22 protein-coding genes are annotated in these 25,916 nt (G+C 68.9%); 10 read left to right on the forward strand and 12 right to left on the reverse strand.

Annotated elements, in window-relative coordinates; translation table 11 throughout:
- Window positions 1–6 precede the first annotated feature (6 nt).
- The 5 genes from QM806_RS18375 to QM806_RS18395 all read right to left on the reverse strand — a co-directional run bounded on the left by QM806_RS18375 (window position 7) and on the right by QM806_RS18395 (window position 6,232).
- Window positions 7–3,186 (reverse strand): multicopper oxidase family protein, encoded by a 3,180-nt coding sequence (locus QM806_RS18375; protein WP_283292309.1) that lies wholly within the window; start codon window positions 3,184–3,186, stop codon window positions 7–9.
- A 90-nt stretch (window positions 3,187–3,276) separates the two neighbouring features.
- Window positions 3,277–4,470: an ABC transporter permease gene (locus QM806_RS18380; protein ID WP_005568341.1), complete on the reverse strand. Its 1,194-nt coding sequence runs from the start codon at window positions 4,468–4,470 to the stop codon at window positions 3,277–3,279.
- The gene (locus QM806_RS18385) at window positions 4,467–5,363 is read right to left on the reverse strand and encodes an ABC transporter ATP-binding protein (protein WP_005260544.1); all 897 of its coding nucleotides are present in this window, start codon (window positions 5,361–5,363) and stop codon (window positions 4,467–4,469) included. Before QM806_RS18385 ends, QM806_RS18380 begins: the two co-directional genes overlap by 4 nt.
- A gap of 31 nt (window positions 5,364–5,394) precedes the next feature.
- The gene (locus tag QM806_RS18390; protein ID WP_005260543.1) at window positions 5,395–5,934 is read right to left on the reverse strand and encodes a hypothetical protein; all 540 of its coding nucleotides are present in this window, start codon (window positions 5,932–5,934) and stop codon (window positions 5,395–5,397) included.
- Window positions 5,927–6,232: a helix-turn-helix transcriptional regulator gene (locus QM806_RS18395; RefSeq protein ID WP_037205025.1), complete on the reverse strand. Its 306-nt coding sequence runs from the start codon at window positions 6,230–6,232 to the stop codon at window positions 5,927–5,929. Before QM806_RS18395 ends, QM806_RS18390 begins: the two co-directional genes overlap by 8 nt.
- A 144-nt stretch (window positions 6,233–6,376) precedes the next feature.
- Here QM806_RS18395 and fdxA point away from each other — a divergent pair, with 144 nt between their 5' ends.
- Window positions 6,377–6,703 carry a ferredoxin gene (gene fdxA / locus QM806_RS18400; RefSeq protein ID WP_005244047.1) on the forward strand — a complete coding sequence of 109 codons (327 nt, stop codon included), beginning with the start codon at window positions 6,377–6,379 and terminating at the stop codon, window positions 6,701–6,703.
- Here the strand turns inward: fdxA and QM806_RS18405 are convergent, their stop codons facing one another.
- On the reverse strand, window positions 6,704–8,344 hold the full coding sequence (locus tag QM806_RS18405) for an ABC-F family ATP-binding cassette domain-containing protein (protein WP_005568337.1): 1,641 nt from the start codon (window positions 8,342–8,344) through the stop codon (window positions 6,704–6,706). It lies immediately after the preceding gene.
- Between the two features lie 15 nt (window positions 8,345–8,359).
- A complete protein-coding gene (locus tag QM806_RS18410; protein ID WP_005260540.1) occupies window positions 8,360–8,953 on the reverse strand; it encodes a class I SAM-dependent methyltransferase in 594 nt (197 codons plus the stop codon).
- Window positions 8,954–9,090: 137 nt separating this feature from the next.
- On the opposite strand from QM806_RS18410, the gene QM806_RS18415 reads away from it, so the two are divergent.
- On the forward strand, window positions 9,091–9,939 hold the full coding sequence (locus tag QM806_RS18415; RefSeq protein WP_005260539.1) for an aldo/keto reductase: 849 nt from the start codon (window positions 9,091–9,093) through the stop codon (window positions 9,937–9,939).
- Between the two features lie 68 nt (window positions 9,940–10,007).
- Here QM806_RS18415 and QM806_RS18420 read toward each other — a convergent pair whose 3' ends face one another.
- Window positions 10,008–10,448 (reverse strand): cupin domain-containing protein, encoded by a 441-nt coding sequence (locus QM806_RS18420; RefSeq protein WP_283292314.1) that lies wholly within the window; start codon window positions 10,446–10,448, stop codon window positions 10,008–10,010.
- A 152-nt stretch (window positions 10,449–10,600) separates the two neighbouring features.
- On the opposite strand from QM806_RS18420, the gene QM806_RS18425 reads away from it, so the two are divergent.
- Window positions 10,601–10,729 carry a hypothetical protein gene (locus QM806_RS18425; protein WP_009478066.1) on the forward strand — a complete coding sequence of 43 codons (129 nt, stop codon included), beginning with the start codon at window positions 10,601–10,603 and terminating at the stop codon, window positions 10,727–10,729.
- 4 nt (window positions 10,730–10,733) lie between these two features.
- A complete protein-coding gene (locus QM806_RS18430; RefSeq protein ID WP_005260537.1) occupies window positions 10,734–11,105 on the forward strand; it encodes a hypothetical protein in 372 nt (123 codons plus the stop codon).
- Here the strand turns inward: QM806_RS18430 and QM806_RS18435 are convergent.
- Both QM806_RS18435 and QM806_RS18440 read right to left on the reverse strand, forming a co-directional pair.
- Window positions 11,065–13,170 (reverse strand): MMPL family transporter, encoded by a 2,106-nt coding sequence (locus QM806_RS18435; protein ID WP_283292316.1) that lies wholly within the window; start codon window positions 13,168–13,170, stop codon window positions 11,065–11,067. The genes QM806_RS18430 and QM806_RS18435 overlap by 41 nt on opposite strands.
- 62 nt (window positions 13,171–13,232) lie before the next feature.
- Window positions 13,233–16,517 carry an ATP-binding protein gene (locus QM806_RS18440; RefSeq protein WP_283292318.1) on the reverse strand — a complete coding sequence of 1,095 codons (3,285 nt, stop codon included), beginning with the start codon at window positions 16,515–16,517 and terminating at the stop codon, window positions 13,233–13,235.
- 67 nt (window positions 16,518–16,584) lie between these two features.
- Here QM806_RS18440 and QM806_RS18445 point away from each other — a divergent pair, with 67 nt between their 5' ends.
- The gene (locus QM806_RS18445; RefSeq protein ID WP_283292320.1) at window positions 16,585–17,259 is read left to right on the forward strand and encodes a hemerythrin domain-containing protein; all 675 of its coding nucleotides are present in this window, start codon (window positions 16,585–16,587) and stop codon (window positions 17,257–17,259) included.
- On the opposite strand, the gene QM806_RS18450 is transcribed toward QM806_RS18445, so the two are convergent.
- The gene (locus QM806_RS18450; RefSeq protein ID WP_005568489.1) at window positions 17,232–18,722 is read right to left on the reverse strand and encodes a phospholipase D-like domain-containing protein; all 1,491 of its coding nucleotides are present in this window, start codon (window positions 18,720–18,722) and stop codon (window positions 17,232–17,234) included. The genes QM806_RS18445 and QM806_RS18450 overlap by 28 nt on opposite strands.
- A 115-nt stretch (window positions 18,723–18,837) precedes the next feature.
- On the opposite strand from QM806_RS18450, the gene QM806_RS18455 reads away from it, so the two are divergent.
- On the forward strand, window positions 18,838–19,938 hold the full coding sequence (locus tag QM806_RS18455) for a lipase family protein (RefSeq protein WP_120659646.1): 1,101 nt from the start codon (window positions 18,838–18,840) through the stop codon (window positions 19,936–19,938).
- Here QM806_RS18455 and QM806_RS18460 read toward each other — a convergent pair.
- Entirely contained in the window at window positions 19,931–21,040 is a 1,110-nt protein-coding gene (locus tag QM806_RS18460) for an NAD(P)-binding domain-containing protein (RefSeq protein WP_043790586.1), read from the reverse strand. The two genes, QM806_RS18455 and QM806_RS18460, sit on opposite strands and share 8 nt — an antisense overlap.
- A 143-nt stretch (window positions 21,041–21,183) precedes the next feature.
- Between QM806_RS18460 and QM806_RS18465 the strand changes: the two genes are divergently transcribed.
- From QM806_RS18465 to QM806_RS18480, 4 genes are all read left to right on the forward strand, one after another.
- Window positions 21,184–21,915: an enoyl-CoA hydratase gene (locus QM806_RS18465; protein ID WP_005244016.1), complete on the forward strand. Its 732-nt coding sequence runs from the start codon at window positions 21,184–21,186 to the stop codon at window positions 21,913–21,915.
- 53 nt (window positions 21,916–21,968) lie between these two features.
- Window positions 21,969–23,075 (forward strand): MBL fold metallo-hydrolase, encoded by a 1,107-nt coding sequence (locus QM806_RS18470; RefSeq protein WP_283292324.1) that lies wholly within the window; start codon window positions 21,969–21,971, stop codon window positions 23,073–23,075.
- Between the two features lie 50 nt (window positions 23,076–23,125).
- Entirely contained in the window at window positions 23,126–25,576 is a 2,451-nt protein-coding gene (locus QM806_RS18475) for an HAD-IC family P-type ATPase (RefSeq protein ID WP_283292327.1), read from the forward strand.
- A gap of 124 nt (window positions 25,577–25,700) precedes the next feature.
- Window positions 25,701–25,892 carry an antitoxin gene (locus tag QM806_RS18480; RefSeq protein ID WP_005244012.1) on the forward strand — a complete coding sequence of 64 codons (192 nt, stop codon included), beginning with the start codon at window positions 25,701–25,703 and terminating at the stop codon, window positions 25,890–25,892.
- The last annotated feature ends 24 nt before the right edge of the window (window positions 25,893–25,916 follow it).

Raw genomic sequence — 25,916 nt, forward strand, 5'->3', positions numbered from 1 at the left:
CTGCACCTACCGCCCGCCGAGAGGCACGGACCCTTGCGCCGCGGGGAGCGCGGGGAGGGCGCCCAACGGCAGCGGCACCAGCGTGGTGGATTGGGGTTCGGCGCGGCCCAGTCCGAACTTGCGCACCTCCGTGCCGCCCGGCCCGGGGCCGCTGACGAGCAGGTCGGCGCCGGTGGTGGTGCTGGTGGTGGCCACCTGAACCCCGCTGCCGGGAGGGCCGCCGGCGAACGGAGCGAACGACGCGATCTGCGTGAACACGACGTCGCCGGAGTGGTGGTTCGGGCTCTCGAGATACATGTCCGGTTCACCGTCGAGGCGTGACCCACTCGACCACACCCGAACAGTGCCGTCGCCGCCCAGCATGCCCGTCACGACGCTCTTCGCTCCGCCCTCGGCGCCGGCCACCCACCCCGTCGAGAGTGAGACACCGCCGAGGTAGCTCTCGTCGAAAGCGAGGAACTCCGACGTCATCCGTGGTCCGCCGGTGTGGCCGGCGTGCTCGTCCGCTGTGCCGTCGGCAGTCGCGGCGGCCGTCGGCTCGAACAGGTCGTAGCGGAACGTCTTCACGCGAGGCGCTTCTCCCGGCCCCGGGGCGGTGACGATGCTTGCCCGGCCCGAGGCGGCGTCGACCAGGCCCGTCGCGACGGTGACCCCGGACTGCGACCCGGGGTAGGGGGTGAAGCTCGAGAAGACCTCGGGTGCCGCGCCTTTCTCCGTGGGCAGGGTGGACGAGAACACCTTCACCTGCGATTCGGTGCCGGGGCCTGTGCCGGCGATGATGTTGTCGGCCAGCGCGTTTCCGTCGATGTCCGCACCCGCGACGGTGACGCCTCCGCGGAAGCCGTCGTCGAACGGGGCGAACCGGGTCAGCTCGGCGGTGAACGGGCCGGAGCCGACATCGTTGCCGTCGTACGCGACGACCTCCGGCGACACACCCGCACCGGTCCCGGCGACGAGGTCGAGGATCATGTCGCCGTCGACGTCGGCCATCGCCACCGTCGGGGTGCCCTCGAACGACGGGAACGGTGTGACCGCGGCGATCACCTTGTCGCCGTTGCCGTCGTGGACCTGCACGGTCGCGGGGGTGCCCGCCGAACCCGGCACCGCCACCGCGTACGTCGACACCTCGGGGATGACGTTGACGGTGGCCATCAGTCCGTTGTCCTCGTGGTTGAGGCGATGGCAGTGGATCACGAAAGTGCCCGTGTACTCCGTGAACTTCGTGCGCAGCGTCACCGATGCGGGCACGAGCGGGTTCTCGTTCGCATCGGTGACGGGCGCCGGCACGTTCACGTTGTCCTCGCCCCACGGTTGCACCCCGGTCCGGGTGCCCGCGATCGGGTCGACGATCTCCATCACCTGGAAGTCGTTGACGTGGATGTGCATCGGGTGCTCGTCGTTGTTGAGGTTCGTGATCAACCATTCCTCGACCGAATTGAGGCGCGGCTGGATCAGCGGGATGTTCGGGAACGTGTTGTCGGCGAACTCGTACGTGAAGGCCTTCGGGTCGCTGTTGCTGGCCTTCTCGTTGCCGAACCCGCCCGAGACCGTGAGAGTGCGTTTGACGTCGGGCGTCATCACCGACGTGTCCACGAAAGACGTGTACGCGTCGAGGTTCTGGCCGGGCTCGAACGGAGTGGTCCGCCCTTCGCCGCTGTCGGGTGTGACGTGGAGGAGGGTCTGGGTGGGGAAGGTGAAGAAGCCGTCGGCGTAACTGATGACCGACGGGTCGACGGTCACCGTGCCCAGCTCGGCCGGGGGGTTGTCGGTGCCGTTGTTCGTGTAGAGCACGCCGGGGTTGGTGACGGGCTTCGCCCCGTCCAGCGGTGGCATGTCGAGCACCAGATCGCCGGTGTCCGGCATGGTCACGGCGATCGCGTACCGCGACCCGGGCGGGATGACGAGCCGGGTGCCGTCACCTCCGACGGGCAGCTGCACCTGGGTGAGGGGGTTTCCGTCCTGGCCGACGATGGCGAACTTCGGGTGGTTGCCTGTCGCGGTCTCGGTGAGTCTGAGTGGCATGTAGGCGAAGTCGCTGATGTTCGCCAGCGACCAGATCTCCGTCTGGCCCGGCTTCAGTTTCAGTTCCGGCTGGAACTGCCCGTTGACCGTGTACTGCACGTCGCGTTCGTTGTCCGGCAGCGACGGGTCGGCGGGAATGTTCGTCGAATCATTGCTGAAACTCTGGAGATTGCCCGGCACGAACTGGTTCTGCCCGCGATGGTTCGCCGGCGACAGCGGCCCGGAGTACCAGTTGGTGACGTACTGGGAGCCCTCCGTGGTTTCCGAGAAGTTCACGGGCGCCAGGCTCGGCTCGTACGTTCCGTCGGCGAGCTGCGTCCCCTCCGGCGGCGTCAGTGTGCTCACGAACTGTGGCCAGTTCGGGTCGTTCAGCTGGTGGCCGTTGCCTTTACGGTCGAAGACGAAGTTGTACTGCAGCGCCATGTCGCGGATGGGTACGTCGTCCTGCGTCACCAGGGGAAGGTTGCCGTCGGGCCTGCCGATCTCCAGCAGTCCCGCGAGCCCCGCGTACGTCTGTTGCGCGGTCATCGTGTGGCGGTGGCTGTGGTACCAGTACAGGCCGTTCGGCATGTCCTTCGGTACCGCGTAGTCGTAGACGTTGCCCATTCCGGCGGGAATGTCGAGCAGCACGTTGTCGGCGTTGCCGTCCGGGCTCACGTGCACACCGTGGGTGTGCAGGTTCAGCGGCGCCGATTCGAGGGCCGGGGGATAGATCGGGACCTCCCCGCCCGCGGGCGTGAACGCGGGGTCGTAGAAGTCCTCGATCGTCAGGTTCCGGAGATCGTTGTCGTAGTGGATGATCAGGCGCTCACCCGGATCGACGCGCAACGTCGGTGCCGGGTAGACGTCGTCGCCCGTGGTCGAGCCGTCCGAACTCGTGCCCTGCAGAACCTCGTAACCGAAGACCAGGAAGCCCGACACCGGTTCCGAGACGGTGTCGAGGTCGACCGTGCCCTGATGGGCCGACAGTCGAACCTCGAGCACCCCGTTCTCGCTCGACAGCTTGACCGGCTCCTGGTAGGCGACCGGGGTGCCGTCGGGGCCGGCGTTGCCACCGCCCGCAGTGGTCGGCTCGTCGGACGTGCATGCCGTCAGCATCAACGTCATGGACGCGACCACCGCGACGGCGAGGGCGACGATCGGCTTCCCGCGACGGACGACCATGGGTGTTCCCCGTTCCACGACGGCAGCTGAGCAGCATCGATCGACGATTCGAAGACTACACAGGGAACTTGGCCGTGCGCTGGGAATTCGCTACCTGCCGAGCGCCTCCTTCCACGACACGACCTTGCCGATCCGCAGGATCGAGCGCTGGTAGATCTTCGCGGCCAGCACGCTGAGTGCGGCGGTCACCGCGAGCATCAGAGCGACCGTGACGACCACCTGGACCGGGGACGCCACGCCGGCGGCGATGCGCAGCGGCATCAGGATCGCCGAGAACGGCGGAATCCAGCTGAGGACATTGCTGAGGGTGCCGTCCGGGTTGCTCACCGAGGAGAAGGCGCTGAAGAACATGATGACGATCAGCACCATCAGCGGTGACGCGGTGGCGTTGACGTCCTCCTGCCGCGACACCATCGACCCGGCCGCGGCGTAGAGGACCGCGAAGAACGCGAATCCGAGCACGAACCAGCCGAGCGTTCCGGCCAGCACCCCGATCGCCGTCCCCGTCACGGTGAGCACGCCCGTCGCGAGTCCGGCGGCGACACCCACCACACCGTAGGCGGTCAACTGGACGAGACCGACCGCGCCGATGCCGATCACCTTGCCCCAGAGCAGCTGCAGCGGACGGAGGGTCGACAGGAGCAGTTCCACGACGCGGCTCGACTTCTCCTCGACCACACCCATCGCCACGTACATGCCGAACATCATGATCTGCATGTACAGCAGGACGACCACGGCGATGGAGAGGGCCACGCGCTGGCCCTTCTCCGGGTCGGGCGGATCGAGTGCGTCGACGGTGACGACTGCCCGGCCGGTCGCTTCGGCAAGTTGCGCGGGGTCCACGCCCTGTGCGGCGAGCGCGCCGGCCTGAGCCTGCTGCACCACGGCGGCGTCGATCACGGTGCGAAGCCCGGAGCCGATCTCGGATTCGGTGACGGCCGTGACGGACCCGTCGGTGCCGGGAATCAGGGCGACGTCGAGGTCACCGTTCCCCACCTCGTCGCGCGCGGCCTGTTCGTCCGTGGCCGGGACGACGTCGACCGGCGTCCCGACCGCGTCACCGGTGGCGACGAGAGCCGGCGCGAGCGACTGGTCGCCGACGAGTCCGATGGTGGCGCGTTCGTCGTCACCGCCCGAGAACAGCGAGTACGCGACGATGCCGCCCACGATGGCCAGCAGGATGATCACGTTGCTGATGACGAAGCTCTTCTTCGCCACCTGTGTCAGGAATTCGCGGCGGGCCACGAGGCCGATCGCGCGGGCGGGGCTCAGTGGGGCACTCATGCCGTGACCACCTCTCGGAACAGATCGGTCAGGGTGGGCCGGTGCAGCGAGAATTCGTGCACCGGCCCGGTCTTCAGGGCGGTGTGCAGGATGAGCTGGTCGTCCACCCCGGTGTCGAGCGACAGCAGGGTCCGGCCGTCGAGGTGACTGATCGTGGTGACGCCCTCGAGATGGTGCGCCCAGCCGACCGGCGCTTCCGGCGCGTGGACTTCGAGTTGGGCGTTGCCGCGGCCGCGCAGTTCGTCGACGGTGCCGACGGCACGCATCCGGCCGTGGCTGATGATGCCGACGCGGTGGCACAGGCGCTGGACGAGTTCGAGCTGATGGCTCGAGAAGATCACCGGCACTCCGGTGTTCGCCTTCTCCACCAGCACGGCGCTCATGACGTCCACCGCGACGGGGTCGAGTCCGGAGAAGGGTTCGTCGAGAACCAGCACCGCCGGATCGTGGACGAGCGCAGCGGCCAGCTGGACGCGTTGCTGATTGCCGAGCGAGAGTGCGTCGACGGTGTCGCCGACACGGTCCGCGATGCCGAGGCGTTCGGTCCAGCGGGCGACCGCCTCCCGCGCCGCCGAGCGGGAAATTCCGTGCAGCTCGGCGAGGTATTCGAGTTGCTTGCCCACCTTCATCTTCGGGTACAGCCCGCGTTCCTCCGGCATGTACCCGATGGTGCGCCGCACATCCAGGTCCACCGGCTTGCCGCCGAGCCGAACCTCGCCGGAATCGGCGGACAGGACGCCCAGCGCGATGCGCATGGTGGTGGTCTTGCCGGCACCGTTGCTGCCGACGAAACCGAAGATCTCACCGGGGCGGACCTCGAAGGACAGGTCGTCGAGTGCGACGACCTCGCCGTACCGTTTGGAGATGCCGTCGATCGTGAGGGTGTGTGACATGGGTCCTTCCCGTTCTGGAGTGCGGGTGTTCCTACGAAGCGAGGTCGTCGGGGTCGGGATCGGGTTGCGTCCAGCCGAGGATCATGGCGGGCGTGCACCCCCCGACCATCAGTGCGGTGACGACGAGCAGTCCCGCGGCGTACGGCACGTTGCCGTGATCGCCGTCCAGCGCGCCGACGAAGATCAGGTACAGCGCGGGAACGAGCGTCAGTAGCTGGGTGACCGTGAGCCCGATCGACCGGGCACTGTTGCGCTGCTGGATCTCCCACTCGTCGAGCGCGTCGCGCGGAGCGTCCCCCTGCCGCCCGGACACGATCTGGAGCATCGTCCACAGCGGGAAGAACAACAGGCACGCGGGCAGCCACAGCAGCGGCCCGACGACCATGTCGAAATGGCACACGATGCCGACGGCGGTCATGAACACGAACGTGACCGCGAGGGCGACCACCAGGATTCGTCTGCGGTTGCGTGTCCGCCACGCCGGTAGCCACGTCCGGTAACGGCGTTCGTTCTGGAGGAATCTGCGCGTCCGGAACCCCTGGTACCGCTCGATCAGATTGGTCTCAGGCATGGGAACTCTCCCCGTTTCCTGTCGTGGACGGCGGTCGGTCGGTGCGGTACAGCTCGGTGGACAGGGGTCCGAACTCGGTGCGGGAGAAGATGGCTTCCACCGGCAGTTCGAACACCCACGAGATACGGAACGCCAGGTCGAGGCTGGGGTAGTGGTCGCCCCGTTCGAGCGCGCCGACGGTCTGGGGATTGACGTCGATGAGCCCCGCCAGCTGAGCCCGGCTCATCCCACGCTCGGCGCGAAGAACGCCGATGCGGTTGTAGATGGGGAGGGCGTCCCCACGCCGTACTGGGCTCATGCAACAAAGTGTTGTGAAAACCCAACAGTTTGTCAATGGTGTACAACGGCAACGGGCGTCAAAATGACAGGTTGACCCAGGGAAATTGCGTGGCAGAGTGGAGGCGATTCGCGCGGGACGGCAGGAAAGGACAGGATTACTGACGTGACCTACACCATCGCTGAGCCCTGTGTCGACGTTCTGGACAAGGCATGCATCGAAGAATGTCCCGTCGACTGCATTTACGAGGGCGGTCGGATGCTCTACATCCACCCCGACGAATGCGTCGACTGCGGCGCCTGTGAGCCGGTCTGCCCCGTCGAGGCGATCTTCTACGAGGACGACGTCCCGGACCAATGGGTGGAGTACACCAAGGCGAACGCCGACTTCTTCGACGACCTCGGTTCCCCCGGCGGCGCGGCGAAGCTGGGCAAGGTCGACTACGACCCGCCGTTCGTCAAGGCGTTGCCGCCCATGGCCGAGGGCGACTGACTACTCCTCGGACAGCCGGCCGCCGTCCATTCGCCACCGGCGGGTGCTGCGCGTCGAATCCAGCATCCGCCGGTCGTGGGTGACCAGCAGCAGCGTGCCGTCGAAGTTATCCATGGCCTGCTCGAGCTGTTCGATCGCGGGGAGGTCCAGGTGGTTGGTGGGCTCGTCGAGCACCAGCAGGTTGACCCCCCGCGCCTGCAGCAGGGCGAGGGCGGCGCGGGTGCGTTCCCCGGGTGACAGCGACGCCGCCGGCCGCAGCACGTGGTGTCCCTTGAGCCCGAACTTCGCGAGCAGTGTCCGCACGTCGGCGTCCGGCCAGTCCGGGATCTGCGCCGCGAACGCGTCGGCCACCTTCTCGCCGCCCTCGAACAGGCCGCGGGCCTGATCGATCTCGCCGATCGCCACACCCGAACCGAGTGACGCGGTGCCCGCGTCCAGGGCGATCTTGCCCAGCAGCACCTTCAGCAGGGTCGTCTTGCCGGAACCGTTGGCGCCGGTGATGAGGATCCGGTCACCCCAGTCCACCTGAGTGGTGACCGGACCGAACGTGAACTCGCGGTCCCCGCCCCACGCGACGGTGGCGCCGTTCGCCGTCGCCACGACCGATCCGCTGCGGGGGGCGGCGGCGATCTCCATCCGCAGTTCCCACTCCTTCCGCGGTTCCTCGACCACCTCGAGCCGCTCGATCCGGCGTTGCGTCTGCCGGGCCTTCGCGGCCTGCTTCTCGGTGGACTCGGTGCGCAGACCCTTGCCGATCTTGTCGTTGTCCTTCGCCTTGCGACGCGCGTTCCGGACACCGTGCTCCATCCAGTTCCGCTGCATCTGTGCGCGGTCCTCGAGGTCCGAACGGGTCCCGGCATACTCCTCGTACGCCTCCCGGGCGTGCCTGCGCGCGATCTCCCGTTCGGCGAGATACGAGTCGTAGCTGCCGTCGTAGACCGCGATCTGCTGCTGTACGAGGTCGAGTTCCACGATGCCGGTCACGGTGCGCGCCAAGAATTCTCGATCGTGACTCACCACCACCACGGCCGCCCGGCTCTCGGCGACGAAACGTTCGAGCTGCTCGAGCCCCACGAGGTCGAGGTCGTTGGTCGGCTCGTCGAGCAGCAGTACGTCGTACCGGGACAGCAGCAGCGACGCCAATCCGGCACGCGCGGCCTGTCCGCCGGACAGCGACGTCATGTGCGCGTCGAGCGACACTCCCAGCCCGAGTTCGCTCACGACCTTCTCCGCGCGCTCGGCGAGGTCGGCGCCGCCCAGCGCCAGCCACCGTTCGAGGGCGGGGGAGTAGAGATCCTCCTCCGACTCGCCGAGCGTTTCGGCGGCCGCGTTCATGGTGTGCTCGGCCTCGGTGACGCCGGTCCTGCGACCGAGGAAGTCGAGCACCGTCTCGCCGACGATGCGGTCGGGTTCCTGGGCGAGGTAGCCGACGGCGGCGTCGGGTGGGCTCAGCACGATACTGCCCTCGACGTCCGCCGAGCCGACCCCGGCCAGGGCCGTCAGCAGCGTCGACTTGCCGGCGCCGTTCGCCCCCACGAGGCCGGTCACGTCGCCCGGGGCGACGGTCAGGTCGAGGCCGGAGAAGAGGGTGCGCTCACCGCGCGAAGCCGACAGTCCGCTGATGTGCAGTGTTGCAGTCACCCGGCGATTATCCACTCAGCGCTTGACGAGGCGGAACCAGCGGGGGTCGGCCTTCTTGAGCGGCCCCGGCATACCGGTCGTGTCCGCGTCGACGTCCGACACGAGTTTCCACTTCTCGAACGTCCGCTCCACGTCGGAGCGGGAGACCCCACGCGGCAGCGGGCCGCGATGCCCCGGCCCGAACGCGAACATCAGCAGGGTGGCGTGCGGTTCGCTCACGGTCGTGACGTTCTCGGCGTATGCGACCCGGTCGTGGTCGCTGAGCCCGTGGTAGCACCCCACATCCAGGATCAGGTGATACCCCCGGCCGACGGCGTGCTCGAGGTCAGTGGCGTCCGCGTGCATGAAACGCACGTCGACGCCCGCCTTCCGCGCCTTGGACCGCGCCTTGTCGAGGGCCAGCTGGACGGTGTCGATCCCCGTCACCTGCCACCCCCGCCGGGCCATCTCGATGGCATGGTCACCGGTGCCGCATCCGATGTCGAGGACCTCTCCCGGTGGTGCGTCGAAGGGATCGAGCAACGTCTCGATCTGGCTTCCGAAGACGCGGCCCGCTTTCACCCAGGGCGTGATCTTGAACCGATAGGCCAATGTGTATCCGAGGCCCATGTCCGCCCCTTCCACCGGGCGCGTCACCACCTGACGCCGATGCCGTCGGATTACCCGGTCGTACCGAAACGACACGCGAAAGTCCACATTCTGAGACGGCGGGAACATCTGGTCCGGGAGCCCGGTTGGACAGTCCCATGGGTTTCAACAATGCACAGAGTCCTGTACCTACTGTCACGCTCAACGACGGGAACAGCATTCCTGCCCTCGGCTTCGGCGTGTGGCAGGTGGCGGACGACGAGAGCCACGCCGCGGTCACCGAAGCGCTGAAGGCCGGGTACCGCAGCATCGACACCGCCAAGATCTACGAGAACGAAACCGGAGTGGGCCGCGCGCTCGCGGACTCCGGAATTGCCCGTGACGAGCTGTTCGTCACCACCAAGCTGTGGAACGACGACCAGGGGTACGACTCCACGCTCCGCGCGTTCGACGACAGCCTGAACCGCCTCGGGCTCGACTACGTCGACCTCTACCTCATCCACTGGCCGGTCCCGTCCGCGGACCGCTACGTGGACACGTTCAAGGCCTTCCAGAAGATCAAGGCCGACGGGCGTGCGCGGTCGATCGGTGTCTCCAACTTCACCCCGGAGACCCTCGACCGTCTGATCGCCGAGACGGGCGAGGTGCCCGCGATCAACCAGGTCGAGCTGCACCCGCGGTTCAACCAGGCCGACCTGCGCGCCTTCCACACCGGCAAGGGCATCGCGACCGAGGCATGGAGCCCGCTCGGGCAGGGCACCGTCCTCGAGGACGAGTCCATCGCGAAGATCGCTGCAGCGCACGGTAAGACGACCGCGCAGGTGATCATCCGCTGGCACCTGCAGATCGGCAACGTGGTCATCCCCAAGTCGGTGACGCCGGAGCGCATCGCCGCCAACTTCGACGTCTTCGACTTCGAGTTGACCCCCGACGAGATCAACACCGTCGGTTCGCTGACCCGGGCCGACGGGCGCATCGGCCCCGACCCGGCAACGCTGGGCGCGTAGGCGGCTCCGCCGCCCGTGCGCCTTTCTGGTTGCTGCAGCTACCAAAAAGGCGCACGGGCCCGGAGGGCCTAGAGCCGGAAGTCCGCGAAGTCGAAGCCCGGGGTGACGACGCAACTGACGAGAGTCGGTTCGTCGCCCTCGGGCTTCGCTCGCTGCCAATGTCGCGGCGGGACCAGCAGCTGTGGTTGCTGGCCCGCCGCGACGTCTGCGCCGAGGACCTGCGCGTCCGGAGCCGCGGGTTCGCTCCCGTCCCCGCCGAGTTCGAGCCGCAGGGGGCTGCCCCGGTGGTACAGCCAGATCTCGGCGCTGCGCACGCTGTGCCAGTCCGACTGCTGTCCGGGCATGAGGAGGAACAGGATTGCGGTACCGGCTGCCCTCGGCCCGGGGTAGTCGCCGGGCAGGCTTTCCTCCGGGATCGTGACGTCGCTGCGCCACGTCTCGCGGTACCAGCCGCCTTCGGGGTGCGGGGCGAGGTCGAGCGTTCGGGCCCATTCCGGTAATTCCGTCATGGCCGCCATTCTGCCGCCCGGCACCGCGCCCTGGGGTGTGCTCGCACCACCCCTGGGGTGTCTTATCTCGGACGGCCGGAGCCGCGAGAGTCGTAGGTGTTCAGAAAGCGGGGGCACGAAATCCCGCACACCAGCGACGAACAGGAGACACCATGCTCGGAATCATGCTCGGACTCGGCGGAGCCGCAATCGGACTCGGAATCGGCGTCATGGCCCTCGGGGTCGGACTCCTTCTCAGCGACGCGACGATCAAGCACGATGTCGGCGAACTCCCCGACTGACTCCATGTGGGTCGACACCCGTCGGGGGCGGGTCCGGGCGCGAACAGCGGCCCGGACCCGCCACCCGCTGGCGTGGTTTCACTCGATCCTGACCCGCAAACGCGGTGTTGCCGTCCAGACGCCGCCCGCCAGTGCCGGTGAGGTGCTCGAACGTCTCGTCGACATGCCGCTCAGCGTCTGGACCTACGGTTTCGATCACGAATCGGTGCGGCACCTGGGCCCGATGGCACAGGATTTCGCCACCGCATTCGGTCTCGGTTCCAACGACCGCCGCATCGCGATGGTCGACGCGAACGGGGTGTGCATGGCGAGCATCCAGGCCCTGTACCGGCGCGTCATCGCGCTCGAAGCGGAAGTGGAACGCCTGCGGAGGTAGCGTCCGAGTCCGGTTTTGCGTCCCGGCGTCCGCCCGGCCGCCACCAGTTGGCGTTGCCCAGCAGGTACATCGTGGCAGGCACCAGCACCATCCGCACGATCGTCGCGTCGATGAGGACCGCGGTCGCGAGGCCGACGCCCATCATCTTCACGGTCACGTCCCCGTCGAGCGCGAACCCGGCGAACACCGCCACCATGATTGCCGCGGCGCTCGTGATCACCCGGCCCGTCGACGCCAGTCCCTCGACGACGCTCCGATGCGAGTCGCCCGTGTCGAGCCAGCGCTCACGTATCCGGGAGAGCAGGAACACCTCGTAGTCCATCGACAGTCCGAACAGGATGGTGAACATCAGGATCGGCACCCAACTCGACACGGGAAGCGCGTGCGGAAGTCCGAGTAGCTGCGCGCCCCAACCCCATTGGAACACCATCACCATCACGCCGTAGGCGGCGGCCACCGACAGCTGGTTCATCACGGCCGCCTTCACCGCGACCACCGGCGCGCGGAACACGAACGTGAGCAGCACCACCGACAGTGCGACGACGAACGCGATCACCAGCCACAGCCGTTCGGCGAGGCGGGCGGAGATGTCGGCGAACGTCGCGGTGAGTCCGGTGGCGTGGACGCCGTCGGCCGCGTCGGACCGGATCCGCTCCAGCAGTTCGGTGCTGCGGGGGTCGCTGGGGCCGGTGGTCGGCTGCACCGAGATCAGCGCGGCCGTCGAGTCGGCGTTCATCAGTACGGGCGTCACCGAGGCCACCCCGGGTTCGGCTGCCAGTTCGCGCGCGAGGGCCGGAAGCTCTGCTGCCGGAACTTTGTTCAGGTCGACCGCGACCATCAGGGGTCCGTTGGCGCCGGGCCCGAACTCGGAGTCGATCAGGTCGTACGCCTGACGGATCGTGTTGGCGGCCGGCGCGCTGCCCGCGTCCTGCGGCCACGTCCGCATGCCCAGAACCGGCGCGGCCAGGAGGAGCAGCACCCCGAGCGCCGTCAGGGCCCACAGCCACGGGCGGCGGCTCACCCGGATCGCCCACCGTTCCGTCAGCGGCGACGTCGTGCGACGTTCGGCCCGGGCACGGGACCGCTTGCCCAGCACCCGCGTGCCCGCCAGCCCGCACAGTGCGGGAACCAGCGTGACCGAGGTGAGCATCACGATGCCGACCATCGCGAATGTGGCGTAGCCGAACGACGCGTACATCGGCAGCCCGGACAGTCGCAGCCCGAAGAGGGAGACGAGGACGGTGGTGCCGGCGAAGATCACCGACGTCCCGGCCGTGGAGTTGGCGGCCGCGACGGCGTCCCGCACCGACATGCCGGCCCGCAGTCCCTCCGTGTACCGGGTGACGAGCAGCAGCGCGTAGTCGATCCCGACGCCGATGCCGACCATCGTGGCGATGGTCGGGGCGATGGTGCTGATGCTGGTGAACCCGGCCATGATCGTGATGAGCCCCGACCCGATGCCGACGCCGACGAGTGCGACTGCCAGGGGCAGTCCGGCTGCCACCACGGAACCGAACGCGAACACCAGGATGATCAGCGCCAGGATCATGCCGACCGCCTCGGCGGTGCCCGACGGCGTGGAGATGTTCTCCGGCACCTGCCCGCCCAGTTCCACCTGCAGCCCCTGCGCCTGAGTGTCGGCCACCGCGGCGTCGAGGGCGTCGACTCCCTCGCTGCCGTGGAAGTCGGTGACCGGGATGCGGTAGTTGAGGCTGATCACGGCCGTGTCGGAATCCTGGGACAGGCGGGGCGGCGACACGGAGCTCACACCGTTCACGTCGGCCAGCCTGGTGCCGAGATCGGTGAGGACCGCGGGGTCGAGCGGACCGCTGTCGGAGTGCACGACCACCCGGGCGTCCGCTCCCGACATCTCCGGGAATCGTTCACTCAGCAGATTCGTCCCCCGCTGCGACGGCAGACCGGGCACGTTGTAGTCGTCGTGGTTGGTGCCACCGAACGCGGACGCGGCGGCGAACACCAGGACGAGCAGCGTCAGCCACGTGGCGATCACCCGCCAGGGGTGGGCAGCGGCGGCCGAGCCGAGGCGCGCGAGCAGGGAACTCATGGGGGGGGGGAGCCTCCAGGAAAGCCGGTTGGTTCTGTCGCCTCCGACTGTGCGCCCGGCGGCTAGTGGCCCACTTGGAACTCGCTTGGGTGGGTGGTCACCCGGGTGCGCGCGGCCTCCACCCAGGCCGGGCAGCCGCAACGTTCGGCCAGTTCGAGCGCCGCCGCGTAGTGGGTGCGGGCGTCCTCGGGCCGGTCGAGGAGCACCTCGAGGTCGCCGAGGATCGTGTCGACGGGGCCGACCGCGAACGCCGCCGTGTCGCCGCCGCCGATCCGGCCGCTGTACGGGCTCAGCTCCGCGTGCACGGCGGCCGCCTCGTCCCGTTCACCCAGCTGCGCGACGACGATGCCCCGCAGCGACATCATCAGGGAGTGGAAGAAGTCGCGGCGGACCGGGCGCAGGTGACGCCGGACCTCACGCGCCCGGTCCGGTTTGCCGTTGCCGAGTAGCGCGAGGGCGTGCAGATCGGCGATCACGTCCGTCGCGGCACTGTCGACGGTCTCGATCACCGCCTCCAGTTCCCCGGCGCGTCCCTCGGTCAGCCGGAGCGTGAACTGTGCGAGGGCGAAGACGCTGTCGGCGTCGAGACCCGCCCGGGTCATCAACTCGTGGCCGCGCCCGTAGTGTCGTTCCGCCGCGGCCAGATCGCCGGTGAGGTGAGCGACCATCGCGCGGCTCATCTCCCGGGTCGCCTGCGCCTGCTGGAACTGATACCGGTCCGCCAGCTCCGACTGGATGCCCATGTGGTGTTCGATCGCCGGGATGTCACCGTTGCCGGAGGCGATCTCGGCCAGCAGGTGGTGGCCCAGCATGGTGAACACGGGAAGCTGCGTCCGGTCGCCGATCCGGAGCAGCTCGTGGCCGATGACGTGGTCGCCGAGCGTGCTCGTCGGGGAGCCGGTGCCGGCGTGGACGGCGCAGAGCACCAGCCCGAGCAGCACCGGGTCGTCCAGGTCGCGGGCGAGAGTCTCGGCCTCCCGGACCGCGGAACCGGTGCGCTCGTGATCCTCCGCCCCGATCTCGTGGACGAGTGTCACCAGCAGCCGGCACCGCACCGCCGGTTCCAGTTGCTCGTGCCGCAGCAACGCCTCGAGCTGATCGACGACGGCCGTGTCCACTTCGCCGTATCGCCGATTGATCCACGGCGTCGGGGTGTCGACGAACGCGAGCACCCGGATCGCCAGGTCGGTGCGGCCCGCGTCCCGGGCGAGCGCGAGAGCCCGCCTCCGCGAACGGGATCCCGCCAGTCCGCTGCCGGCGGCGAGTTGCGTGCGGCTCAGTTCGGTGAGGAGTTCGACGCGCTCGTCCACGGACGCCACTGCGTCCGGCGGCAACCGGTCGGCCGCTCGAAGGGCGTTGTCGAGGAAGCCGATCTCCGCGTCGTGGGCGTAGCGATCGGCGGCCTGCGCCGCGGCCGCGACATTGTGGTCGAGTGCCTGCCGCGCGGTGGCAGCAGACAGCGCCTCCGTGAAATGGTGGGCGAGAGCCGCGACGTCGTGCGGCCGCAGCTCCTCGAGTGCCGTCCCGACCCGCGCGTGCCAGCGGCTCCTGCGCAGCCGGGTGAGGTCGGAGTAGAGCGTGTCGCGGACGAGGGCGTGCGTGAACCGGACGGTCCCGGCGCGCGGCTCGCCGAGAAGTCCGGCGATCACGCCCGATTCGAGTGCGTCGAACACGGCGTCCTCGTCGATTTCGGCGGCACGGGTGAGAACGTCGATGTCGGATTCGCGGCCCACGACCGCGGCCAGCCGGAGAACGGACACGGTGAGTTCAGGGAGACGGGCGATCCGCCGGCGCAGGACGTCCCGCACCCCCTCAGGCACCTCCGACGTGGCCACCAGTTCACCCTCACTGGCCAGGAGCCGGGCGCTCTCCTGCAAGTAGAACGGGTTTCCGCCGGTGCGGTCGGCGAGTGCGCGGAGGGTGTCGGGATCGGGGTCGCGACCCGCCACGTGCCGGATCAGCTCGGCCGAATCCTCGGGTCCGAGTCCGCCCAGGCGGATGCGTGTCGGCTGCAGTGACGCGAGATCGGCGAAGCAGTTCTCCAGGTTCGGGTCCACCTCGTCCGGGCGGAACGCGAGGATCAGCAGGATCGGCGACCGCTGCTGCGCGAGCCGCACGAGGATCGCCAGGGTGTCCTCGTCGGCGCGGTGGACGTCGTCGAGGACGACGGCGAGAGGACCGTGCTCGCGGACGGTCCCGATGTAGTCGGCGACGGCACGGTGCAGCAGGAACCGTCCGCTCGGAGCGTCCGGCCGCGCCGCGTGCGAACGGTCGTCGGAGAGCAGGGGTGCCAGCGCGGCCGTCTCGGTGCCGGGGTCGACTTTCTCGGCCAGTGCGCGCAGGATCTCCACCCACGCCCACGCGGGCGGGGCGCCGTCCACTTCGGGGCAGCGACCCACCGCCACCTGCCACCCGGCGGCGTGCAACGTTCGACGGAACCGGCGCAGCAGCGACGACTTCCCGGATCCGGCGTCGCCGCCCAGGAGGACCACGGGGGTGCCGGGGTCGGCCATCAGATCGGTCAGGGTCGCCATTTCCTCGCTGCGGCCGAGGAACCAGGGGTCCGGGGTGGTGTCGACGGGCCCGGCGGCGAGGGCGGGTGCGGGTGCGGCCGGGACGGTGCCGGTGAGGATCTGGCGTTCGAGTTCCGTCAGGGCGGGACCGGGGTCGAGGCCGAGTTCGTTCGCCAGCCGGCCGCGGGCCTCGCGTAACGCGGCCAGGGCGTCCGCCTGTCTCCCGCTGCGGTGCAGGGCCAGAGCGAGCAACCGCCATCCCTCCTCCCGGAGCGGGTGTTCCCGGGTGAGGGTCTGCGCGTCGAGCACGGCGCCGGCCGCATCGCCGCTCGCGAGGGCGGACGCCACCAGACGTTCGCGCGCGACCACCCGCAGTTCCTCGAGCCGGGCGATCTCGGCGAGAGCCCAGTGCTCGCCGGCCACCTCGGCGAACGCAGGCCCCCGCCACAGGCTCAGTGCGCGCTCGAGATCGGCTCGCCCGGTGTCGGCGGTAGACCGGACCAGGTTCTCGAACTCCCACGCGTCGACACCGGACGGGGGCAGGGTGAGCGCGTAACCCGGGGCCCGGCTCACCAGGACGGTGGAGTCCGCCCGGGGCGCGCGGTGCGGCTCCAGCGCCCGGCGCAGGTTCGAAATGTAGGCCTGAAGCGCGCCGACAGCCCGCGGTGGGGGAGCGCCGTGCCAGAGATCGTCGATCAGCCGATCCACCGGCACCACCTCGCCGCGCGCGACGAGCAGCAACGCGAGCACGGCGCGCTGGCGGGGGCCGCCGAGGTCCACCGCCCCCGATTCGTCCTCCGCCTCGAGCGTCCCGAGTACTCGAATACGCAGCATCGTTCAGCAAGCGTAAGCACTAGTGGCCTCCAAGTCCTCTCCAAGACGCCGAACCGACCCTGAATGCATGACTACGTCAACTGCTCACACCGTCCGCCCCGACACCCGCGAGATGGTGGTGGTCCACGACTGCTTCCGTCGGCAGTTCGCCGCGCTGCCCGCACTCGTCCGGGGTGTTCCCGCCGGCGACACCGCCCGGGCCGGGGAGGTGGTGACGTTCTTCGCGGAACTCGCCACCGCCCTGCACCACCATCACACGAGTGAGGACGACCTGCTGTGGCCGAAGCTGCTCGACCGCGCGCCCACCGACGCGGCGCTGGTGCTGCGGATGGAGGAACAGCACGAACGCATCTCCGAGCTGCTGTCGCGGGCGCAGTCGCAGGGTGCCGCGTTCACGGCGGACGCGGTGGACGGCGAACCGCTGGCGAAGACGCTGACCGCGCTGTCCGCCGCGCTCGACGAGCACCTCGGCGAGGAGGAGCAGCGGATCCTCCCGATGGCGGAGCAGTTCATGACGCTCGCCGAATGGCAGGAGATTGGCGATCGTGGCCGAGCGTCGATCCCCAAGGACCGGCTGCTGGTGTTCCTCGGCTTCATCCTTCATGGGGCGTCCCCCGAGGAGCGTCGAATGTTCCTGTCGGAGATGCCCTTCGCGGCCAGGATGGCGTGGTCGATCCTGGGGCGTCGGGCATTCCGCAAGGACTACCGGCGGATCTACGGCACCGAACCGGCCGCCTTCTGACGCCGGATCACCCTGCGCCGCAGCCGGCCCCGGCTGGTGCGCTCCCAGAGGCTGGGTGGTGTGCGCTCGGGATCCATCAGTTCGTTCTCGGCCAGCGGACTGTCTTCGTCCTCGACCGTCTCCGGCTCGAACTTCTCGAGGGTCCGGCCGCCGCCGCGCAGTGCCTCCACGGTGCCCAGGAACGACGTCTCGGTCAGCGTGTCCTCGAACAGCCCGGCCGGGACACCGAGGTGCTCGCAGACGAGCTGACGGCGAATTCCGAGAATGGTCTGCCGCAGCTCCTCACCGTTCGCTGTGTCCGCGGTGACCTCGACCGCCAGATCACACTCGGTGTCGAACCCCATCGACCGGTTGTTGAGGTTCGACGAACCCACGCGCAGGAGCCGGTCGTCCATCACCAGCACCTTGGCGTGGACGTAGATCGGCTCACCGCCCGGCGTGACGGGGTAGTAGACGCCCAGCCGGTTCCCGGTATCGGCCTGCCAGAGCAGGTGCAGCAACCGGCGGCGGGCGCCGTCCATGGCCTTCTGCTCGAGCCAGCCGTCGGCATTGCGCGGCAGCACCAGCACGATCTCCGGTCCGTCCGGTTCCTGTAGTCGCGCGGCGATCGCCTCGGCGAGGGTGCGGGAGGCCAGGTACTGACTCTCGATGTACAGCGTCCGCTCGGCGCCCGCGATCGCAGCCAGATACAGGGCCTCGATCTCCCGGACCTCGTCCCGATCGGCGAGCTCCGGCAGCGTGCGCGCGATGCCCACGTCGACGGAGCGCATCGCCGGCTTCAGCCCCTCCGGCCACGGAGTCCTCCCCGCGATCTCGTCGACGGGCGCCAGATCCTGCCCCGTTGCCGCCTTCCACCGGGTGCGGGCGAGCTCGCCGATGGCCTTCGCCGCGTCCCCGTCGACGGCGGTTGTCGCGTCGTGCCACGGCCCGTACCGCTTGCCGTTCGGCTGCGTCCGGTAATGGTTGCGGTCCCGATGTTCCGGGGTGTCCCACCGGTCCACGGTCATGTCGATGCCGCCGCAGAACGCGAGCGCGTCGTCGATGACGACGATCTTCTGGTGGTGCGCCGAGCCGACGGGGTGGGCGGCGTCGAGTTCGAAGTGCAGGCGGCGGTCGGTCACCCAGTTGACCACGAAGATCGGCGTCATGCCGCGCCCGATTGCGGTAAAGGCCCCGATGTTCCATTTGAGCAGGTAGATGTCGAGATCGGGGCGTTCCCGCGTCAGCCAGGCCAGGAACCGGCCGAGCTGGTTGGGGCCGTCGAGCGTCTTCTCGTCCGGCTCGAACTTGATCCTCGTGTCGAAGTCCCAGCCGATGAGGATGATGCGCCTGCGAGCCTGCAGCATCGCGGACTTGGCATGGCGGAAGTAGTCCGCCGCATCGACGATGCACGCGAGACGATCGGCGTGGGCAACCTGCCAGCACGTGTCACCGGGAGTCAGGATCGTGCCGTCGTCGCTCATGTGTTTTCCGCTCTCCCGGTTCGTTCGTCCACCCCTCCCCTGCGGGTGGACGATTCACAGTACTGCGCCACCCCCGCGCAGCTACCGTTGAGAGGTGCGGAGGTGGTGGCGCATCGTGGCGTTGCTCGCACTGGTCAGCGTGCTGTGGGCACCAACTGTCGGTGCGGTTCCGTTGCGGGCCGGTTCGAGCCCCGGCACGGTCGTCGCCTCGTCCGAATTGCCGGCGGAACTCTGGCTCCGCGGAACCGGCAGTGCCTACCGGATGACATACCTGACCACCGACCGGCACGGCATCACCCCGTGCACCGGGATGGTGTTCGTGCCGCCCGGTTCACCGCCCGCCGGGGGCTGGCCCGTCATCGCGTGGGCGCACGGAACGGTCGGGGACTCCGACGCCGACGCACCGTCCGTGACCGGGGTCGACAGGGAATCCTCCGACTACGTGAGCAGCTGGCTGCAACTCGGTTACGCCGTGGCCGCCACCGACTACGTGGGCCTGGGCACCCCCGGGGTGCCGCCCTACCTCGACGGGAAGGTCGCCGGGCGCAGCGTCGTGGACTCCGTGCGCGCCGCCAGGGCGATCGATGCCGATCTCTCCGCCACATGGATGGCGGTCGGACTGTCCCAGGGCGGGCAGGCCGCGGTGTTCGCCGCACACGCTGCCACGACGTACGCGCCGGAACTCGACTACCGCGGGGCAGTCGCGAACGGGGTGCCGTCGAACATCGAGATGGTGGCGAACTGGAGTGGTCCGTCGTTTCCGCCTCAGGGCCTCGCCGGTCTCACCGTGTACATCTCGTACCTGATCGCCGGGGTCCGTGACGCGTATCCCGAACTGGACATCGACAGCTACCTGACCCCGGTCGGGAAGCAGTTCGTGGACGCCGCTCCCGAAGTGCCGTTCCGGCATTTCGCGGCCATGACCCGCAACGTGTCGGTGGCGCAGATGCTGTCGCGGGCACTCGACGTCCCGGCGCTGCAGGACGCGTTGCGCGAATATCTCGAGGTCCCGGTCGCGGGTTACGACCGACCGCTGCTGCTCGTCCAGGGGGTCACCGACGCGTCGGTGCCGATCCCGCTGACGGAGAAGCTTGTCGCCGAGATGCACAGTGCAGGAACCGATCTCGACTACCGCGTGTATTCGGGCGGTCACTTCGACAGCATGTACCAGGCCGGCCCCGACCAGGCGGCGTTCGTCGCCTCGCTGATCAGGTAGGGCGTTCGGATCCGGCCGGCACGCCGAGGTGCCGGGTGAGTTCGCGGGCCGCGGCCTGCCCCGCCCGGTTCGCACCGATCGTCGACGACGACGGGCCGTAGCCCACGAGGTGAATCCGCGGATCCGACGCCACTTGGGTGGCCAGGCGCCCCGTCATCGTGATCCCGCCGCCCGGCCCGCGCAACCGCAGCGGCGCGAGGTGATCGAGGGAACTGCGAAAACCGGTGCACCACAGGATCACATCGACCTTCAGCTCGCGGCCGTCCGACCACCGGACCCCGTCCGCGGTGATCTCACTGAACATCGGTTGCCGCGCCAGCACCCCGCGTTCGCGGGCGGCGCGGATCGCAGGCGTCACGGGCAGTCCCGTCACCGACACCACCGAACCCGGCGGCAGCCCGCGCCGGACCCGGTCCTCGACGAGAGCGACGGCGGCACGGCCGATCTCGGGCGTGAACGGCTCGTCCCGGAACTCCGGTGGGCGGCGCGTCACCCACGTGGTGGTCGTGACGCGGGAGATCTCGTCCAGCAACTGCACCGCCGAGATGCCACCGCCCACGACGAGCACGTGCTGTCCCGCGAAGTCCTGCGCCGAGGCGTAGTCCTTGGTGTGCACCTGGCGGCCGGTGAACGACTCGGCGCCGGGGTAGCGGGGAATGAACGGGCGTTCCCACGTACCCGTCGCGTTGATCAGACCGCGGGCCGACACGACGCCGCGGTCGGTCTCGATCCGCAGACGCTCGCCGCGCGCACACACCACCCGCGTGTGCACGGGACGGTGCACCGGCAACTCGAACTGTTTCTCGTATGTAGCGAAGTACTGGGGAACCGCGGCCGCCGCATGCACCAGCGCGGCCTCCGGGTCGTTCGGGTACACGCCGATCGTGTCGGCGAAGCCGAGCCCGGGAAGGTCGTGAACACCGTTGACGGTGCTCAGTGTCAATGACGGCCACCGGAACTGCCACGCGCCGCCGGGCCCCGGGGCGTGATCGAGCACCACGAAACCGGACTCCGGTTCCACCCCGAACCTGCGCAGATAGTAGGCGGCAGACAGCCCCGCCTGCCCCGCGCCGATCACGGCCACGTCCACATCGCTGTTCATGTCGGTCCTCACCTCCACCCTCACAACTACCGGAGAGCCTCGTGTGTTCCGGCCGATTCGGCTGTGGTTGGCTGAAGACGTCCAGTCGGGTGGGCAGGGGAGAATTCGTCAGTGGACAGCAATCACGAAGAAAGCGAGTGGACATGATCGGGACGAGTCGTGACGGCGACGTCTTCACCCTCGAACTGCAACGCCCCGACCGTCGCAATGCGTTGAACACCGAGATCTGCGAACTCCTGCGGGAGGAGACGGAGAAGTCCGTCACCGACGGCGCGCGGGTGATCGTCCTCACAGGGCAGGGCAGCGCGTTCTGCGCCGGCGCCGACCTGTCGGGCGACGTGTACGCCGACGGATTCACGGACACCCTGCTCGAGATGCTGCACACCATCGACTCGGTGCCCGTCCCCGTCATCGCCGCAATCAACGGCCCCGCGATCGGCGCGGGCAGCCAGCTGGCGCTCGCCGCGGACCTGCGTGTGGTCGCTCCCGAGGCGCGCTTCGCCATCCCGGCCGCCAAGCTCGGGATCTCCGTGGACCGGTGGACGGTGCACCGTCTGGCCGCCCTGATCGGCGGCGGACCGGCACGAACGATCCTGCTCGGTGCGGAGGAGGTCGGTGCGGACGAGGCACTCGCGCACGGCCTCGCCAACAAGCGCGGCGACCTCGCCGTCGCACAGCAGTGGGCGCACTCGATCGCGCGCCTGGCGCCGCTGTCGCTGCAGCACCTCAAGATGGTGCTCAACGACGACGGCACCCAGAGCCCGCCGCCGCCCGAGCAGCTCGCGGCGTTGCATGCGGCGTGGAAGAGCTACGACGCGCAGGAAGCGCGCGCGGCACGCGCCGAGAAGCGTCCGCCGGTCTTCCGGGGTCAGTAGCCGCTCGCCGCACCTTTCCCGCACGCGTGGTTACAGTTGTCGGGGTGAAAGCGATGAACGCTGTGACGACTGTTTTGGCCACCGCCGCCCTCGGGTGGCTGACGCGGGCTGCGTGGGGGCTTCCGTCTCAGATCGGTGCGTCGCGTGCCAAGGTGCGCCCGTACGCCGCGACGTCGCCGCGGTACCGCGACCGGCAATTCCACAACACCGATCCGAGCAGCATGATGCTGCCCGGATCGGAGACCGGGATCGTCAAGGCACTGATCACGCGGGGCAGCGCGGGACGCCCGCGCACGCCGATCCCGCTCGCGACACCCCTCGCGCCCGTCGAGGCCGCCGACGCAGCGGTCACCTGGTACGGCCATTCGAGCGTGCTCGTCGAGGTCGACGGGTTCCGGGTGCTGGCCGACCCGGTGTGGAGTCATCGGGTGTCGCCGTCCGCGATTCTCGGTCCGTCCCGCATGCACCCGACCCCGGTCCCGCTGGCCGACCTGCCCGTTCTGGACGCGATCGTCGTCTCGCACGATCACTACGACCACCTCGACATGGCCACCGTGCAGCAACTCGCCGCCACGCAGAAGGCGCCGTTCGTCGTTCCGGTCGGGCTCGGTGCGCACCTGCGGCAGTGGCGGGTGCCGGAGGAGCGGATCGTGGAACTCGACTGGGACGAGTCGACGACGTTCGGCGCACTCACGCTCACGTGCACCGAGGCCCGGCACTTCTCCGGGCGCGGGCTGGTACGCAACACCACCCAGTGGGCGTCGTGGGTGCTCGCCGGACCGAACCGGAAGGTGTTCTTCGGCGGCGACAGCGGGTACACGCCGCGGTTCGCCGACCTGGGCCGCCGGTACGGGCCGTTCGATCTCACGCTGCTGCCCGTCGGCGCCTACGACACGCGGTGGGCCGACATCCACATGAACCCGGAGGAGGCGGTGCAGACCCACGTCGACCTCAACGGCGGCGACGGCACCCGCGGTCTGCTGGTGCCGGTGCACTGGGCCACGTTCAATCTCGCGTTCCACGCGTGGTCCGAGCCGATCGTCCGGCTGCTCGCGGCCGCGCAGGAGAAGGGCACCCCGGTGGCCGTGCCGATGCCCGGACAGCGCATCGACGCGTTGAAGCCGGCGGCCCAGACACCGTGGTGGTCCGCGCTCGGCTGAGTCCGGCGCGCATCCCCTCCGAGCGAAGCCTCGTTGCGTAGCCTTTGACCATGGCATACGACGAAACGGGCACCGACAGCGTTGCAGTCGTCGCAGTGGAGGGGTTGACGGCCGCCCAGGTGGCGGAGCGGGTGGCGGCAGGCAAGACCAACGACGTGCCCGATCGGGCCAGCCGATCGGTACGCGACATCGTCCGCGCCAACGTGTTCACCCGGATCAACGCGATCCTCGGTGTCCTCCTGATCATCGTGCTGGCCTCCGGTTCGATCATCGACGGCATGTTCGGCCTGTTGATCATCGCCAACAGCGGGATCGGCATCATCCAGGAAGTGCGGGCCAAGCGGACCCTCGACAAGCTCGCGATCGTCAGCCAGACCAAACCGGTGGTGCGCCGCGACGGTGCCGCCGTCGCGATGGCACCCCGGGAGGTCGTGCTCGACGACATCATCGAGCTCGGCGCCGGCGACCAGATCGTCGTCGACGGTGTCGTGGTCGAGGCGATGTCCCTCGACATCGACGAATCCCTCCTCACCGGTGAGGCCGACCCCGTGCACAAGGACGCCGGCCAGCAGGTGCTGTCGGGAAGCTTCGTCGCGTCCGGCAGCGGCTGTTACCGCGCCACGAAGGTCGGAAGCGACGCGTACGCCGCCAAACTCGCGGACGAGGCCAGCAAGTTCACGCTCGTGCACTCGGAGTTGCGCAGCGGCATCGACAAGATCCTGAAATTCATCACGTATCTGATGATTCCGGCCGGTCTGCTGATCATCTACAACCAGTTGTTCTCCAGCGGCGAGTCGATCCGGCCGGCGCTGAGCGGGATGGTGGCCGCGCTGGTCCCGATGGTGCCGGAGGGACTGGTGCTGATGACGTCGATCGCGTTCGCGGTCGGGGTGGTCCGGCTCGGTCAGCGGCAGTGCCTCGTGCAGGAGTTGCCCGCCATCGAAGGTCTCGCGCGCGTCGACGTGGTGTGCGCAGACAAGACCGGAACGCTCACCGAGAACGGCATGCGGCTGTCCGAACTGCGTTGCGCCGACACCGCCGACACCGAACCGTCCCGTGCGGCACTCGCCGCGATGGCGGCGTCCGACCCGCGGCCGAACGCCAGCGTCCTCGCGATCAAGGAGGCGTTTCCCGACGACCCCGGGTGGGGTGACGCCACCGCGGAGGCGCCGTTCTCCTCGGCCGAGAAGTGGAGCGGACAGTCGTACGGCACCCACGGCAACTGGGTCCTCGGTGCGCCGGACGTCCTGCTCGACCCCGGCAGCGACATGGCCAGGCAGGCCGAGGAAGTGGGGTCCTCGGGACTGCGGGTGCTCCTGCTCGGCAGTTGCGACGTTCCGGTCGACCACCCCGCGGCGCCGGGTGCGATCACACCCCGGGCGCTGGTGATCTTGGAGCAGCGGGTGCGTCCCGACGCCCGCGGCACCCTCGAGTACTTCGCGAGCCAGAACGTCACGGTGAAGGTCATCTCGGGTGACAACGCCGTGTCGGTCGGCGCCGTGGCCGGATCGCTCGGACTGCCCGGCGGCGACCGTCCCGTCGACGCCCGCGAACTGCCCGACGACCGCGACGCCCTCGCCGAGACCCTGGAAACGTCCACCACGTTCGGCCGCGTGCGCCCCGATCAGAAGCGGGAGATGGTGGGGGCCCTGCAGTCTCGCGGTCACACCGTCGCGATGACCGGCGACGGCGTCAACGACGTGCTGGCCCTCAAGGACGCCGACATCGGGGTGTCGATGGGCTCGGGCAGCCCCGCCACCCGCGCGGTGGCGCAGATCGTGTTGCTGGACAACAAGTTCGCCACCCTGCCCTACGTGGTGGGTGAGGGCCGCCGGGTGATCGGCAACATCGAACGCGTCTCGAACCTGTTCCTCACCAAGACCGTGTACTCGGTGCTTCTGGCGTTCCTCATCGGCATTACCGGTGTGCTGTCGCAGATCTTCCATTTCGAGCCCGTGCCGTATCCGTTCCTGCCGCGGCACGTGACGATCGCCGCCTGGTTCACCATCGGCATTCCTGCGTTCATCTTGTCGCTGGCTCCCAACAACGAGCGGGCGCGCTCCGGCTTCGTGCCGCGCGTGATGCGTCTCGCCGTGCCGTCGGGCGTGATCATCGGTGTCACGACGTTCATTTCGTATCTCCTCGGCTACGCCGGCCCGGATCAGACGGAGACGCAGAAGATCCAGGCGGGCACGTCGGCACTGATCACCCTCATCATGATCGCGCTGTGGGTGCTGGCCGTGGTCGCGCGGCCGTACGTGTGGTGGAAGCTGGTGCTGATCTTCGGATCCGTAGCGGGATATCTCATCCTGTTCGCGTTGCCGTTCACGCGGGAGTTCTTCAAACTCGATCCGGCCGACGTCGGCGCCACGACCTCCGCTCTCGTGTGCGGGCTCGTGGGAGTGGTTCTCGTCGAAATCGGATGGTGGGTGACGGGCCGCCTGCACGGTGAGCATCGCCGCCTCTTCGCGGTGCCGGAAGACCTGCCGGGCGTGCACTGACGCGATTACCGCTCGCGACGATTCGAACGGTTGGCGTCGCCGAGTCAATGCTGTGAGACTGGGTGCACGGCGAGTGATCGAACTCGGTCGGAATGCGTGCGCATGCACCGGAGGAGGAAGAACGATGAGTTTCGTCGACACACTGAAGGGCCTGCTGGGCAAGGGGAGGGAAGCCGCTTCGCAGAACGCGGACAAGGTTCACGGCGCCATCGACAAGGCCGCCGACGTCGCGGACAGCAAGACCGGCGGCAAGTACAGCGACAAGATCGACAAGGCCGCCGACGCGGCGAAGAAGGCTGTTCCTCCGAAGGAGTGAACACTTCTCACACAGACGCGCGTG

Origin of the sequence: Rhodococcus sp. IEGM 1351 (assembly GCF_030056875.1) — a bacterium.
Taxonomy (GTDB): domain Bacteria; phylum Actinomycetota; class Actinomycetes; order Mycobacteriales; family Mycobacteriaceae; genus Rhodococcus_F; species Rhodococcus_F opacus.

What these genes read in the sequence shown, in the direction of transcription:
- QM806_RS18375 (WP_283292309.1), bottom strand. Translation starts at nt 3,186, where the DNA reads ATGGTCGTCCGTCGCGGGAAGCCGATCGTCGCCCTCGCCGTCGCGGTG.
- QM806_RS18380 (WP_005568341.1), bottom strand. Translation starts at nt 4,470, where the DNA reads ATGAGTGCCCCACTGAGCCCCGCCCGCGCGATCGGCCTCGTGGCCCGC.
- QM806_RS18385 (WP_005260544.1), bottom strand. Translation starts at nt 5,363, where the DNA reads ATGTCACACACCCTCACGATCGACGGCATCTCCAAACGGTACGGCGAG.
- QM806_RS18390 (WP_005260543.1), bottom strand. Translation starts at nt 5,934, where the DNA reads ATGCCTGAGACCAATCTGATCGAGCGGTACCAGGGGTTCCGGACGCGC.
- QM806_RS18395 (WP_037205025.1), bottom strand. Translation starts at nt 6,232, where the DNA reads ATGAGCCCAGTACGGCGTGGGGACGCCCTCCCCATCTACAACCGCATC.
- QM806_RS18410 (WP_005260540.1), bottom strand. Translation starts at nt 8,953, where the DNA reads ATGGGCCTCGGATACACATTGGCCTATCGGTTCAAGATCACGCCCTGG.
- QM806_RS18415 (WP_005260539.1), top strand. Translation starts at nt 9,091, where the DNA reads ATGGGTTTCAACAATGCACAGAGTCCTGTACCTACTGTCACGCTCAAC.
- QM806_RS18420 (WP_283292314.1), bottom strand. Translation starts at nt 10,448, where the DNA reads ATGACGGAATTACCGGAATGGGCCCGAACGCTCGACCTCGCCCCGCAC.
- QM806_RS18425 (WP_009478066.1), top strand. Translation starts at nt 10,601, where the DNA reads ATGCTCGGAATCATGCTCGGACTCGGCGGAGCCGCAATCGGACTCGGA.
- QM806_RS18430 (WP_005260537.1), top strand. Translation starts at nt 10,734, where the DNA reads ATGTGGGTCGACACCCGTCGGGGGCGGGTCCGGGCGCGAACAGCGGCC.
- QM806_RS18435 (WP_283292316.1), bottom strand. Translation starts at nt 13,170, where the DNA reads ATGAGTTCCCTGCTCGCGCGCCTCGGCTCGGCCGCCGCTGCCCACCCC.
- QM806_RS18440 (WP_283292318.1), bottom strand. Translation starts at nt 16,517, where the DNA reads ATGCTGCGTATTCGAGTACTCGGGACGCTCGAGGCGGAGGACGAATCG.
- QM806_RS18445 (WP_283292320.1), top strand. Translation starts at nt 16,585, where the DNA reads ATGACTACGTCAACTGCTCACACCGTCCGCCCCGACACCCGCGAGATG.
- QM806_RS18450 (WP_005568489.1), bottom strand. Translation starts at nt 18,722, where the DNA reads ATGAGCGACGACGGCACGATCCTGACTCCCGGTGACACGTGCTGGCAG.
- QM806_RS18460 (WP_043790586.1), bottom strand. Translation starts at nt 21,040, where the DNA reads ATGAACAGCGATGTGGACGTGGCCGTGATCGGCGCGGGGCAGGCGGGG.
- QM806_RS18465 (WP_005244016.1), top strand. Translation starts at nt 21,184, where the DNA reads ATGATCGGGACGAGTCGTGACGGCGACGTCTTCACCCTCGAACTGCAA.
- QM806_RS18470 (WP_283292324.1), top strand. Translation starts at nt 21,969, where the DNA reads ATGAACGCTGTGACGACTGTTTTGGCCACCGCCGCCCTCGGGTGGCTG.
- QM806_RS18475 (WP_283292327.1), top strand. Translation starts at nt 23,126, where the DNA reads ATGGCATACGACGAAACGGGCACCGACAGCGTTGCAGTCGTCGCAGTG.
- QM806_RS18480 (WP_005244012.1), top strand. Translation starts at nt 25,701, where the DNA reads ATGAGTTTCGTCGACACACTGAAGGGCCTGCTGGGCAAGGGGAGGGAA.